This window comes from Thauera sp. 2A1 (assembly GCF_009469595.2).
Taxonomy (GTDB): domain Bacteria; phylum Pseudomonadota; class Gammaproteobacteria; order Burkholderiales; family Rhodocyclaceae; genus Thauera.
The window spans coordinates 212,449-225,478 of record NZ_SSXV01000005.1 but is presented as its reverse complement, the minus strand read 5'-3'; the positions used below and the strand labels follow the sequence as shown (position 1 = coordinate 225,478).

Here is a 13,030-nt window from a genome sequence, read left to right as displayed (position 1 = left end):
CCCCTATGCGGGATGCCTTTCGGCGTCTCCAAGCTGGCCTCGAGCATGAGCAAGCAACTGATCATCGCGGAAAAGCCCTCCGTCGCGCAGGACATCGCCCGTGCGCTGGGCGGCTTCACCAAGGAGAAGGACTACTTCGAGTCCGACGACTACGTCTTGTCGTCGGCCGTCGGCCACCTTCTCGAGCTCACCCTGCCCGAGGAATTCGAGGTTAAGCGCGGTAAATGGACCTTTGCCCACCTGCCGGTCATCCCGCCGCACTTCGCGGTGAAGCCGATCGAGAAGACCGAGGACCGCCTCAAGCTGCTGACGCGGCTGATCAAGCGCAAGGACGTCACCGGCCTCATCAACGCCTGCGACGCGGGCCGCGAGGGCGAGCTGATCTTCAACTTCATCGCCCAGCACGCCGGCGCGAAGAAGCCGATGCAGCGCCTTTGGCTGCAGTCGATGACCGCGCAGGCGATCCGCGACGGCTTCGCCCACCTGCGCGCGGCACAGGACGTCGAGGGCCTGCGCAACGCCGCGATCTGCCGCGCCGAATCCGACTGGCTGATCGGCATCAACGGCACCCGCGCGATGACCGCCTTCAACTCGAAGACGGGCGGCTTCCACCTCACCACCGTGGGCCGCGTGCAGACGCCGACGCTGGCGATGGTGGTCGAGCGCGAGGACCGCATCCGCAAGTTCCAGCCGCGCGACTACTGGGAGCTGGAGGCGCGCTTCGGCTGCGCCGCCGGCGAATACCCCGGGCGCTGGTTCGACGAGAAGTTCAAGAAGCCCGAGGGTGACGAACACGCCACCGCCTTCCGCCTGTGGGAGAAGGCACAGGCCGAGGCCATCCGCGCCAAGTGCGAAGGCAAGCCGGGCGTGGTCACCGAAGAGGCCAAGCCCTCCACCCAGCTTTCGCCGCTGCTGTTCGACCTCACCAGCCTGCAGCGCGAGGCCAACGGCCGCTTCGGCTTCTCCGCCCGCGTCACCCTGCAGCTGGCGCAAGCGCTGTACGAGAAGCACAAGGTGCTGACCTACCCGCGTACCGACGCGCGCGCCCTGCCCGAGGACTACCTCGGCACGGTGAGCGAGGTCATGCGCACCCTGCCCGACCAGTACGCGCCCTTCGCCAACGAGATCACCAGGCAAGGCTGGGTGAAGCCGAACAAGCGCATCTTCAACAACGCCAAGATCTCCGACCACTTCGCCATCATCCCCACCGGCACGCTGCCGAAGAACCTGTCCGACGCCGAATACAAGATCTACGACCTGGTCACCAAGCGCTTCCTCGCGGTGTTCTACCCGGCTGCGGAATACCAGATCACCACCCGCATCACCCGCGTCGAGGGCGAGGCCTTCAAGACCGAGGGCAAGGTGCTGGTCAACCCGGGCTGGCTCGCGGTGTATGGCAAGGAAGCCGCGAATGACGAGAAAGATGCGAAGGACGGCGGCGGCCCGCAACTGGTGCCGGTGAAGCAGGGCGAGACCGTGTCCACCGAGGACATCCTGCTCAAGTCGCTGCAGACCAAGCCGCCGGCGCGCTTCAACGAAGCCACGCTGCTCTCCGCCATGGAAGGCGCCGGCAAGATGGTGGACGACGAGGAGCTGCGTGCGGCGATGGCCGAGCGCGGCCTCGGCACGCCAGCCACCCGCGCGCAGATCATCGAAGGCCTGATCACCGAGCAGTACATCCACCGCGAAGGCCGCGAGCTGATCCCCAGCGCCAAGGCCTTCTCGCTGATCACCCTGCTGAAAGGGCTGGGCGTCACCGCGCTGACCTCGCCGGAGCTCACCGGCGGCTGGGAATACAAGCTGGCGCAAATGGAGCATGGCAAGCTCAGCCGCGAAGCCTTCATGCAGGAGATCGCCGAGATGACGCGCGAGGTCGTCGAGCGTGCCAAGCGCTACGAGTCCGACACCGTGCCCGGCGAGTTTGTCACCCTGCAGACGCCGTGCCCGAAGTGCGGCGGCGTGGTGAAGGAGAACTACAAGAAGTTCGCCTGCCAGGCGTGCGACTGGAGCACCTGGAAGATCGTCGCCGGCCGCCAGTTCGAGTACGACGAGATCGAAACCCTGCTGCGCGACGGCAAGGTCGGTCCGCTGCTGGGCTTCCGCAACAAGATGGGCCGGCTGTTCAACGCCGACATCGTGCTCAACGACGAAAAGCAGCCCACCTTCGACTTCGGCCAGCCCAAGGAAGGGGAGGAAGCCGAGGCAGTCGATTTCTCGGCCCAGCAGCCGATCGGCGCCTGCCCGAAGTGCGCCAGCCGCGTGTTCGAGCACGGCATGGCCTACGTCTGCGAAAAGTCCGTCGGCCCGGCGAAGAGCTGCGACTTCCGCTCCGGCAAGATCATCCTGCAGCAGCCGATCGAGCGCGAGCAGATGGCCAAATTGCTCGCCGAGGGCAAGACCGACCTGCTGAAAGGCTTCGTGTCGGCCCGCACCCGGCGCAAGTTCTCCGCCTTCCTGGTACGTGGCAAGGACGGCAAGGTGAGCTTCGAGTTCGAAGCCAAGGCGCCGAAGGCGAGCACGGCAAAGAAAGCTGCCGGAGCTGAAGGCGCGGCTGAAGCGGCGCCCGCAGAGGAAAAGAAGCCCGCCACGCGCAAGCGCGCAAGCAAGGCTTCCTGACTCAGGGCTTTACGCGGCCCAGCATCCGCACAGGCCGCGTTGCGGGGGTGGGGTTACCCCCTCCTGGGCTGCGGAACTCGCCTTCGCTGCGCTCGGCTCAGACAGTCCTCGCCCCTCCGGGGGTAACCCCACCCCCGCAACGCCGATCAAGCACCGGCCAAAAAGCTCCACCCCAAGACAGCACCCACGTCCCAGGGCGGAGCCGAAAGCTCACTCCTCCAGCAAACTGCGCAGCATCCAGGCGTTCTTCTCGTGGATCTGCATGCGCTGGGTCAGCAGGTCCATGGTCGGCTCGTCGCCCACCTTGTCGGCCAGCGGCACCACGCTACGCGCGGTCTTCACCACCGCCTCCTGCCCCAGCACGAGCTGGCGGATCATCTCCTGCGCATTCGGCACGCCTTCCGGCTCGGCCATGCTGGTGAGTTTCTGGAATTCCTTGTAGGTGCCCGGCGCCGGGAAACCCAGCGCGCGGATGCGCTCCGCGATCAGATCCACCGCCAGGGCCAGCTCGTTGTACTGCCCCTCGAACATCAGATGCAGCGTGTTGAACATCGGGCCGGTGACATTCCAGTGGAAATTGTGCGTCGTCAGGTACAGCGTGTAGCTGTCGGCGAGAAGACGCGAAAGCCCTTCGGCGATCTTCGCGCGATCCTTCTTGTTGATGCCGATGTCGATATCCATTTACGTCCTCCTTGTCGCTGATGAGTCGCTGAAAACACGGCGCAAAGCCGTCCGGAACGCTTCGATGCTATGCCGAGCGAAGGTTTGGCGCCAATCGAACGTGGGAATCGCCCTCATGCCGAAGGCCTATCACGTTGGACTCAGGCCGCATCGAGCACCGGTACCCGCCCGACCGGCCGCACGCCCGGCAGGGCCGACTCCATGATCGCCGCACGCAGGATGTCGATCGCCCCGCTGCGCGGATAGGTCACCCGCCAGGCCAGCGCAACACGGCGCGACGGCTCGGGATCGGAGAACGGACGCACCGCCACCAGCGGCGTCTGCATCGTCATGTCGTCGGCCGCTGAACTCGGCAGCACCGTCACCCCCAGCCCGGTCGCCACCATGTGGCGGATCGTCTCGAGCGAGCTGCCCTCCAGCGTGCGCTGCAGCCCGCCCACGTTGCGGCAGCTCGGGCACACCTCCAGCACCTGCTCGCGGAAGCAGTTGCCCGCGCCCAGCAACAGCAAATGGTCGTCGGCCAGATGCTCCGGGTCGATGTGCGTCTCCGCCGTCCACGGATGACTGGCAGGCAGCAGCACGCGGAACGGCTCGTCATACACCGGCTGCGCCACCACGCCCGGTTCCTCGAACGGCAGGCTGATGATGATGACGTCGAGCTCGCCGCGCTTGAGCGCCTCGGCCAGGCGCGCGGTGTAGTTCTCCTGGATGATCAGCGGCATGCGCGGCGCAAGCTGGTGCACGCGCGGAATCAGGCGCGGCAGCAGGTAGGGGCCGATGGTGTAGATGACGCCCAGGCGCAGCGGGCCGGCCAGCGGATCCTTGCCGGCGGCAGCGATCTCCTGGATCTGGCTCGCCTCCATCAGCACCTTCTCGGCCTGCTGCACGATGCGGCGGCCGGTCTCGGTGATCTTGACCTCGGAAGCGCTGCGCTCGAAGAGCTGGATGCCCAGCTCGTCCTCGACCTTCTTGATCGCCACCGACAGGGTCGGCTGCGACACGTGACACTTCTCGGCCGCGCGGCCGAAATGGCGTTCGTGGGCCAGCGCGACGAGGTAGCGAAGATCGGTAAGGGTCATGGAATGCTCCGGTGTTCCGCCTTGCAACGATCGGCATGACTCGAACCGACGATGTTACCCCCTTAGGGCAATCCTGCGTGCGGCCGCTGCCGGCCCGTCGGCTATACTCCGGCGCCCCCCGAAGCACGCCCCCGATCCCGAATGAGGCAGAAACTCGTCCCGCTCCGTGCCGCCGCATGCTCGATGCTGGGTCTGATCCCGCTCGCCTGCCTCGCCGTACCGGACGAGGACCCCTACCTCGAGCCGCTTCCCGTCGTGCTCAGCGCCTCGCGCCTGCCGCAGCCGTTGCGCGATGCACCGGCCGCCATCAGCGTGATCGATGCCGACCTGATCGCCGCCACAGGCTATCGCGACCTCAGCCGGCTGCTGCGGCTCGCCCCGGGCATGCAGATCGGCCAGGAAAGGGGCAACACGCAATGGGTCACCTACCACGGGCTGGGCTTCGACCTGCCGGCCCAGTTGCAGGTGCTGGTCGACGGCCGCTCGCTCAATTTGGGCTCCCTCGGCGACGCCGCCGACATCGGATCGCTGCAGAACATTGAACGCATGGAGGTGGTGCGCGGTTCCAACTCCGCGGCTTACGGTTCCAATGCCTTTCTCGGCGTGGTGAATATCATCACCCGCCACACGGCGACCGAGGAAGGCAGCACCGTGTCGCTCAACCTGGGCGACCACGGCATCGCCGACGTCGAGGCGCGCGCCGTCGCACACAGCGGCCCGTTGGGCCTGAGGCTGACGGTGCGCCATTTTGGCGATGAGGGTTTCTCAGGGCTGCACGATGGCCGCCGCGGCAATGTCCTCAACCTGCGTGGCGACCTGCGGGTGAGCGAAGCCGACGAGATCAACCTCACCGCCGGCGTCAGCGAGGCGTTCAATCAACGCGGCTACCCCGGCATGCCGTTCGAGACCGACCGCGAGCGCACCGCACGCAGCACCGACAGCACCCTGCACCTGCGCTGGCGCCATGCCCCCAGTACCGACGAGGAGTGGCTGCTGTCCTGGTATCACGCACGCAACCAGTTGCGTGACGACTGGTTCCTCGATTCGCGCGCCAACCTGCCGCCGCCGCTCGCCGCCTATCTCGCAGCCTTGCCGGCGATGCGCATCCCGGTCAGCAACACCATGGACCTGGTGCGCAACAACCTCGAGCTGCAGCATCGCATGCTGGCCGCGCCCGATCTGCGCCTGTTGTGGGGCGCGGAGTGGCGCGGCGTGTCGACCGATTCCGCCTTCTACTTTCGCGACGTGGGCAGGCATGAACGCGAAGAATTGCGCCTCTTCGGCAACCTCGAGTGGCGCAGCGCGCCCCAGTGGCTGTGGAACCTGGGCGTGCTCGCCGAACGCATAGACGGTCAGCAACCTCGCCTCGCACCGCGGCTTTTCCTGAACTGGCAGGCATCGCCGGCGAGCACCTGGCGCATCGGCTATTCGCGCGCCTGGCGCCAGCCGTCCCTGTTCGAGAACGCGGTCGACGCGCGCATCATCGACCCGGTCTACGGCCTGCTGCAGCAGCGGTTCCTGCCCAATCCCGAGTTGCGCCCGCCACGCATGGACGCCTTCGAGCTCGGCTTCCTCGGCACCCTGCCGGCGCTGGCGGGCACGCTGGACGTGCGCCTGTTCCACGAGACCATCCGCGACCTGATCGTGCGCCGGCAGGTCGACGTGACGCTCGCGCCGGGAGACAACGCCCTCGCCGATCCCAACCTGATCCAGCGCCTGCTGCGCGCGACGAGCTGGCGCAACGCGGCCGACCCGGTGCACCTCAGCGGCATCGAGTACCAGTTGCGCAGCAAGCCATGGCCGGACGGCGAGATCATCCTCAACCATTCGATGGTGCGCGCGGCGGCGAAGGATGCCGACATCCGGCGCAATGTCGCCCCCTACACCGCCAGCGTCACCTGGCTGCAGCGCTTCGGTGCCTGGCAATCGACGCTGACCCTGTTGCGCATGGGTCCGCTCGACGCCGGCTTCGGCTTCACGCCGACCTTCCGCTACACGGTGCCGGCATATACGACGCTCGACGCCAGCGTGGCGCGCAGCTTCCGCATCGATCGCCGGCCGGTGGAAATCCGCCTCACCGCGATCAACCTCCTCGGACGCCACCAGGAGTACGCCAACCGTCCGCTGCAGCAGTTGTCGCGTTTCGGCCCGGACAAGCCGGCGAACGAGCTCGGCCCGCAGGTCTGGCTGTCGCTGGGCACGCGCTTCTGAGCGACGCACAAGGTCGCGGCAGCCCTGCCGCGGCGAGCCTCTTGATACCCGCCGCAGCGATCCCTACCTTGTAGGCGTGCCCCCGCACGGGAACGGTGCACGCTGATTCGCGTCCACCGATCGTGCTTTCCTCATCGTCTTGAACGGGACTCTCATGCGCAAAGCTGTCGCCACTCGTGCCTTCGCCCTGGCCCTCGCCGCCTGCCTGCCCATCGGGGCCACCCTCAGCGCCCACGCCGCCGACGCGCCAGCGCCGGCGCCGTCCGCCACGGTGTCGCCCAACCGCTACGGCTTGCCGGATTTCGGCGACCTCGTCGAGCAGGTGGGCCCGGCCGTCGTCAACATCAGCGTCGTGCAGCGCGTCGCGCAGCCGCAGATGAACGAGGACAACCCGTTCGCCAACGACCCCTTCTACGACTTCCTGCGCCGCTTCGGCGTGCCGGTGCCGGGCATGCCGGGGTCGCCGGGCAACGGCCCGCGTGTCAATCGCGGCATCGGCTCCGGCTTCATCGTCAGCGCCGACGGCTACGTGCTGACCAACGCCCACGTCGTCGCCGGCGACCCCAACGCCAACGGCGGCGGCGCGGTGGCCTCGGAAGTGACCGTCACGCTGATCGACAAGCGCGAGTTCAAGGCCAAGGTGGTGGGCATCGACCGCCGCACCGACGTCGCGCTGCTGAAGATCGACGCGCGCAACCTGCCGGCGGTGAAGATCGGCAATGCCGACCGCAGCCGCGTCGGCGAATGGGTGATCGCGATGGGCTCGCCCTTCGGCTTCGACAACACGGTGACCGCCGGCATCATCTCGGCCAAGGCGCGCCGCCTGCCCGACGAGAACTATGTGCCCTTCATCCAGACCGACGTCGCCATCAATCCGGGCAACTCCGGCGGCCCGCTATTCAACCTCGCCGGCGAGGTGATCGGCATCAACTCGCAGATCTACTCGCGCTCCGGCGGCTTCATGGGCATCTCGTTCGCGATCCCGATCGACGTGGCGATGAACATCAAGGACCAGTTGGTCGCCCATGGCCGCGTGCAACGCGGCCGGCTGGGCATCGCCATCCAGGGCCTGGACAAGGATCTCGCCCAGTCCTTCGGCCTGCCCGACGAGCGCGGCGCGCTGGTGGCCAGCGTCGACCCCGGCAGCCCGGCGGAAAAGGCCGGTCTCAAGGCGGGCGACGTGGTGCTGAGCCTGGACGGCACCCGCATCAAGGAATCGGCCGACCTGCCGCGCATCGTCGGCGAGAAGCGACCCGGCACGCGGGTGCGCCTCGAGGTCTGGCGCGACGGTCGCAGCCGCGAAGTGGCCGCCACGCTGGAGGAGCTGAAGTCCGAATCCGCGCCGCTCGCCGCCGCCACGCCGGAGGGTGGCGAGAACATCGGTGCGAAGCTCGGGCTCAGCGCCCGTCCGCTGAACCCGCAGGAAGCCAGCCAGCTCGGCGTGCGCGGCGGTCTGGTGGTGGAAGGCAGCGGCGGTGCGGTGGCGCGCGCCGGCGTGCAGCGCGGCGACGTCATCCTGGCGCTCAACAACCAGCCGGTGACGACCGTGGCCCAGTTGCGTGAGCTGCTGCAACGCGCCGGCAACCGCTTCGCCCTGCTGATCCAGCGCGGCGGCGCGCGCATCTTCGTGCCGGTGCGCATCGAGTGAGGCACCCTCGAGCGCGGCCATGCGATACGCCTGCCGCGCTCGCCAGGGCGGCTACAGCAAGGAACAGGTGACCCGGCATCGCCACTTCCAGCATCGGCGTCGTCTCGGTGCCGATGCGAGGCGGCATCGTTTATCCTTTATCCGTCCAGTCTTCGTAAGCGACTCTCATGGCGCCGTCCTTGTACATGTAGAACAGCTTCTTCTTGCTGCTGTCGCTGAACGGATTCGACGCCAGTATCTTTTCCGGCTTCCCGCGTGGTCCGTCGACCGCCTTCTTGCCGATGAATCCTGCCGGATCCAGAACGCCCCGATCCTTCGCATTCTTCGTCTTCCACTCCCCCAGCGTCATCGGCTTCGTGTCGTCCTTGTCCTTCTTGAACATCTCGTCATTCACGACCGTCACGAAGGAACTCCACCCCGCCATCACCGGCCTGCAATCCCGGCCCTGTTCGCCCAGGTATTGGCACAGACGCCAGAGCGTACTGGGATTGCCCACGACATGGCCGTCCTTGATCGCCTCACCCGCGCTGACGCAGGCGATCAGGCACAGCTTCCTGACCGACAGCAGTTTCAGGTGCTTCAGCATCACGTAGAACTTGGCTTCGTCGACGACACCGGCCAGGCCCGCCATGCTGCCGTGCGCAAGTACATAGACGCCCAGGCTTCCCGCCGACTGCTCGAATCCGCTTGATTGCCCGCCGGTGATCCCGTCTTCCTGCGCGTTCCATTCGCCTGCCCCTTTCGTCGCGCCGAGCTTCACGAACTGCAAGGTCCATGGATTGTCCGGAAACCTGTCCATGTACTTTTGCAGCAAAGCGTAGGCGCCCGCCTCCGTTTCCCTGTCTTGAACGGGGTTCCCCGTCATCACGCCAACAATGGCCAGCCGATCCACTCGCATGATGGTCTCCGAGGCGATCGCCAGGAGCCGGCGCACGTCACCGCCTGGCCGCGTCGAGCGCCCTCACTGTGTTCGATAGACGACCAGATGGTCGGTGCCCGATTCAGGCGCCCACACCTCGCCGCTCGTGGTGTCGATGCGGGCGATGTGGCTGCCGGCAAGGGAGGCATAGTAGATGTCCCCCTCCGGCGTGCGGACGATGCCGTAGGGGCCGCGCCCGCGTGGCGCGTCGAACACGCGCAGCGCGCCAGTGGCCGGGCCGAGTCGGCCGTAGATGCCCGCTTGGCCGGTGAACCAGAGGATGCCCTTGCCGTCGAACGCAGCCGTATTCAGGTTGGCGTAGCCGCTGCGTTCCGGCAGCGGGTAGCGGGTCACCGCGAACGACTTCGGGTCCCCGCGCACGATCGCGTTCAGGCCGCTGTCGGTGATCCACGGCGCTCCATCCGGGCCGACGATCACCCCGTGCGGCGCCGAGCCCCTGCCCAGCGGAATCTGTCGCGTCTGACCGGTCGCCGGGTCCAGCACCCCTTGGCCCTGCGCCGTGTACCACACCGGCCCGCCCGGCTCCGGTGCGGGCGCCACGTCGTGCGGACGGGCGCCCCCCGGGCACACCAAAGCGCTCCATCTTCACCTCGGCGGCCATCGCGGCACCTGCCGTAACGAAGGCGAAGCCAAGAACCCATCCCTTCCAATGCATCGCGAGCACTCCCATGGCCATCAATGCCGTGCGGGATCGAACCGGATTCAGCCGCCCGGCGCAGCGACAGCATCGCGCCCACGGTGCTGACATTGCTCACGTATAGACCGCATGGATGCGACCGTCCACCTGTATGAGGCCTTCATCGTCGGTGACGCGGTCGAATCGCTCACCGAGCGCATCCGGCACCGGCCGCCTCGACGCTGATCTCGCGTCGCCTATGTGCGATGACGTCTGCCGACGCGTGGACTCGCGAGCCATCCACGGCTGCAGGACCTGGGTGGCAGGCCTCAGGGTGGAATGGTCATCGACGGGATGGCGGCGAGTATCAGGTCGTCGGCCGGTGCAGCTACTCGGAATGACCTCCGCCTGATCGCCAAAGGCGGCTACGGGGCGTTCAGCTCGAACTCGCACATTCGGCCAGGAGCCGCCGCCCGTCCTTTCATCCAGTCGGTCTGTAGAGCGTCGGCTGTGCTCAGGTAGCTGCCACACGCAACTTACTGCTCTTGTTAAGGGTTGTCTGACGCCTGCCATAACGCGTAGGCCGCGGAACATGCACAGACCTGTGTGGCAGGCGTCGGACAAGCCTCGAGGGAGGAAACCGCGAATTAGCAGGACGGGCGTGGAGTGGGTGATGTGGCTATGGGGATTTGAAGCGCAGCCTTGCCGTCCGGTTGCGCGATCGCGCTTCTGATCGTTGGGGTGAGAGCGCCACGATATGCAGGCGCACAACGGTGGCGCATCGATCGTGGGGGTGGCGGCAGAGCGAAACGTCTGTCTGGACAGCCGGGAACGCAGCCGTCGCCTTTCGGTTCCGTGTGTCGCAGAGCCGACCGTCGGTGGAAGTGGGGAGACGCGCGTGCGCTCATGGCGCACCCGGCCGATGAGGTGGCGCGCGAATCGGGGCGCTGCGCTCGAAGGTGCTGATGACGATCATCGGCGCACCGCAATCGGCACACACGAAGACCGGTTGTGGACGGCAGGCCAACCGCTCGGCCCCGTCGGGCTCGCTCGTGACGGTGGGGGCGACGTTCAGCAGCGCACGGGCCTTCGCGAGATTGTCCCGCCGCCCGGCGTTGGCAATGAGCCCGTAGTGGCGGATGCGATGAAAGCCGCCGGGCAGCACATGCAACAGGAAGCGGCGCATGAACTCGCCCGCCTCGAGCGTCATCGTCTTGTAGCGCGTGCGCCCCTTGGCCCGGTAGTCCTTCCAGCGGAACGTGACTCCGCGTTCGTCCAGCGCGACGAGCCGCTGGTTCGAGATCGCCACCCGGTGGGTGTAGCGCGACAGATAGGCGAGCACGGCAGCTGGCCCGGCGAAGGGGCGCTTGGCATAGACGACCCCATTCGCATTGACGCAGCGGTTTGAGCCACGCGGCAAAGGTGGCCGGGTCAGCCAGCTTGGTGTCCGTGCCGAAGAAGCGCAGTTGCCCGGTACCGTGGAGCTTGGCGAGTTCCTCAAGGAAGCGTCGCCGAAACAACCGTGACAGCACCCGGACCGGCAGGAAGAAGCCCGGTCGGCACGCGATCCACCGCGAACCGTCGGGTGACAGCCCGCCACCGGGGACGATCCCATGCACATGCGGATGATGCGTCAGCGCCGACCCCCAGGTGTGCAGGACCAGGGTAGCGCCAATCTGTGCGCCCAGATGTCTCGGATCGGCCGCGATCGTGCGCAGCGTCTCGGCCGCGAGCTCGAACAGCAGCCCGTAGAGGAGCGCCTTGTTCGTGTAAGCGATGGCGCTGATCGGCGCCGGGACGGTGAAGACGACGTGGTAATACTCGACCGGCAGCAGATCGACCTGACGGGCCTCGAGCCAGCGCCGTGCGGCACGCCCCTGGCACTTGGGGCAATGCCGGTTGCGGCACGAGTTGTAGGCAATCTCGACGTGTCCGCAGTCCGTGCAGCGCAGCACATGCCCGCCCAGCGCCGCACTGCGGCACTGTTCGATGGCCGACATGACCTTGAGCTGCCCCAGGCTGAGGCGGGTCGTTTGCCGCCAGGCCGGACCGCAAGTGCGAAAGATGTCGGCGACCTCCAGGGTGCCGTGCCCCACGGTGTTCCCTTACGCAGGCTGCAAGCGCTCCAGCGGACTGATCACCTCGCGCAGGATATCGGTGGCGACCTGGGTGTAGAGCGCTGTGGTCTCGAGCTTCTTGTGGCCGAGCAGGACCTGGATCACCCGGATATCGACCTTCTGTTCGAGCAGGTGCGTGGCGAAGCTGTGCCGCAGCGTGTGCATCGAGACGCGCTTGTCGATGTGGGCCGCCTCGGCAGCGGTCTTGATCGCGCGATTGAGCTGACGTGTGCTGAGCGGCTCGACCGGATTGAGGCCGGGAAACAGCCACCCGCCGTCGAGCATCTTCCCCTGGCTGCGGGCCACGCGCCACCACACGCGCAGACGCTCGAGCAATACCGGCGAGAGCATCGCGTAACGATCCTTGCGTCCCTTGCCTTGTTCGACGCGCAGCGTCATGCGCCCGCTGTCGATATCACCCACTTTGAGTGCAACGACTTCGCTTGCCCGCAGGCCGGTCCCATAGGCGACCGACAACGCCGTCTGGTGTTTCAGATTGCCGGAGGCGGCGATCAGCCGCGCCACTTCCTCGCGGCTCAACACCACAGGCAGGGTGCGCGGTACGCGCACCGGCTGCATCTTCGCCATGCGCTCGGAGTCGCCCAGCGTGACGTCAAAGAAGAACTTCAACCCGGTGATCGCGGCGTTCAGCGAGATCGGTGAGATCCCGTGATCGACCAGGTGCAACTGGTAGCACCGCAGTTCCTCGATCGTGGCCGTATCGGGCGGACGGCCTAGATAGGCGGTGAACTGCCTTACCGCGCGGATGTATGCGCTTTGCGTCTTGTCGCAGAGCTTGCGCATCCGCATATCGTCGATCATGCGCTGGCGCAACGGACTGATGGTTTGCGTCGAGGAGGTCATGGCACTGCTCCTATCGGAGAACGAGGCGGATTGCCTCTGTTCTCACCGTAGGAAACAGCGCCTCTGCTTCCGGCTACCCCAGGCGCCCGGGCGGAGTGACACTACCGCGCGAGCGGTTTAGTCCACCGACGCGTACCGGCATATCGGCCCGGTGAGTTCAGATCGATCTCATACTTTGCAGATGTCGACCTCAAGAGTTCGTCAACCGCTGATTTCGCGCCCGGAATGTTTAGCACGATCAGCGAACAACGAGCAGGT

At 66.7% G+C, this 13,030-nt stretch carries 8 protein-coding genes and 1 pseudogene; 3 read left to right on the top strand and 6 right to left on the bottom strand.

Annotated elements, in window-relative coordinates; genetic code table 11:
- Positions 1–45: 45 nt before the first annotated feature.
- Positions 46–2,616 carry a DNA topoisomerase III gene (locus GH664_RS07120; RefSeq protein WP_153167345.1) on the top strand — a complete coding sequence of 857 codons (2,571 nt, stop codon included), beginning with the start codon at positions 46–48 and terminating at the stop codon, positions 2,614–2,616.
- A 210-nt stretch (positions 2,617–2,826) separates the two neighbouring features.
- On the opposite strand, the gene GH664_RS07115 is transcribed toward GH664_RS07120, so the two are convergent.
- Positions 2,827–3,297 carry a Dps family protein gene (locus GH664_RS07115; protein ID WP_153167344.1) on the bottom strand — a complete coding sequence of 157 codons (471 nt, stop codon included), beginning with the start codon at positions 3,295–3,297 and terminating at the stop codon, positions 2,827–2,829.
- 140 nt (positions 3,298–3,437) lie between these two features.
- Positions 3,438–4,376 carry a hydrogen peroxide-inducible genes activator gene (locus tag GH664_RS07110; RefSeq protein WP_153167343.1) on the bottom strand — a complete coding sequence of 313 codons (939 nt, stop codon included), beginning with the start codon at positions 4,374–4,376 and terminating at the stop codon, positions 3,438–3,440.
- A 141-nt stretch (positions 4,377–4,517) separates the two neighbouring features.
- On the opposite strand from GH664_RS07110, the gene GH664_RS07105 reads away from it, so the two are divergent.
- The gene (locus GH664_RS07105; RefSeq protein ID WP_153167342.1) at positions 4,518–6,587 is read left to right on the top strand and encodes a TonB-dependent siderophore receptor; all 2,070 of its coding nucleotides are present in this window, start codon (positions 4,518–4,520) and stop codon (positions 6,585–6,587) included.
- A 154-nt stretch (positions 6,588–6,741) separates the two neighbouring features.
- The gene (locus tag GH664_RS07100; RefSeq protein WP_153167341.1) at positions 6,742–8,235 is read left to right on the top strand and encodes a DegQ family serine endoprotease; all 1,494 of its coding nucleotides are present in this window, start codon (positions 6,742–6,744) and stop codon (positions 8,233–8,235) included.
- A gap of 130 nt (positions 8,236–8,365) precedes the next feature.
- Here GH664_RS07100 and GH664_RS07095 read toward each other — a convergent pair whose 3' ends face one another.
- The 4 genes and pseudogenes from GH664_RS07095 to GH664_RS07080 form a co-directional block, all read right to left on the bottom strand.
- Positions 8,366–9,169 (bottom strand): hypothetical protein, encoded by an 804-nt coding sequence (locus GH664_RS07095; protein WP_153167340.1) that lies wholly within the window; start codon positions 9,167–9,169, stop codon positions 8,366–8,368.
- 27 nt (positions 9,170–9,196) lie between these two features.
- The gene (locus GH664_RS07090; RefSeq protein ID WP_228111417.1) at positions 9,197–9,745 is read right to left on the bottom strand and encodes a hypothetical protein; all 549 of its coding nucleotides are present in this window, start codon (positions 9,743–9,745) and stop codon (positions 9,197–9,199) included.
- Positions 9,746–10,695: 950 nt separating this feature from the next.
- A pseudogene (locus tag GH664_RS07085) lies at positions 10,696–11,887 on the bottom strand (IS91 family transposase).
- A gap of 9 nt (positions 11,888–11,896) precedes the next feature.
- The gene (locus tag GH664_RS07080; RefSeq protein WP_153167339.1) at positions 11,897–12,772 is read right to left on the bottom strand and encodes a site-specific integrase; all 876 of its coding nucleotides are present in this window, start codon (positions 12,770–12,772) and stop codon (positions 11,897–11,899) included.
- Positions 12,773–13,030 lie beyond the last annotated feature (258 nt).

What these genes read in the sequence shown, in the direction of transcription:
- GH664_RS07120 (WP_153167345.1), top strand. Translation starts at nt 46, where the DNA reads ATGAGCAAGCAACTGATCATCGCGGAAAAGCCCTCCGTCGCGCAGGAC.
- GH664_RS07115 (WP_153167344.1), bottom strand. Translation starts at nt 3,297, where the DNA reads ATGGATATCGACATCGGCATCAACAAGAAGGATCGCGCGAAGATCGCC.
- GH664_RS07110 (WP_153167343.1), bottom strand. Translation starts at nt 4,376, where the DNA reads ATGACCCTTACCGATCTTCGCTACCTCGTCGCGCTGGCCCACGAACGC.
- GH664_RS07105 (WP_153167342.1), top strand. Translation starts at nt 4,518, where the DNA reads ATGAGGCAGAAACTCGTCCCGCTCCGTGCCGCCGCATGCTCGATGCTG.
- GH664_RS07100 (WP_153167341.1), top strand. Translation starts at nt 6,742, where the DNA reads ATGCGCAAAGCTGTCGCCACTCGTGCCTTCGCCCTGGCCCTCGCCGCC.
- GH664_RS07080 (WP_153167339.1), bottom strand. Translation starts at nt 12,772, where the DNA reads ATGACCTCCTCGACGCAAACCATCAGTCCGTTGCGCCAGCGCATGATC.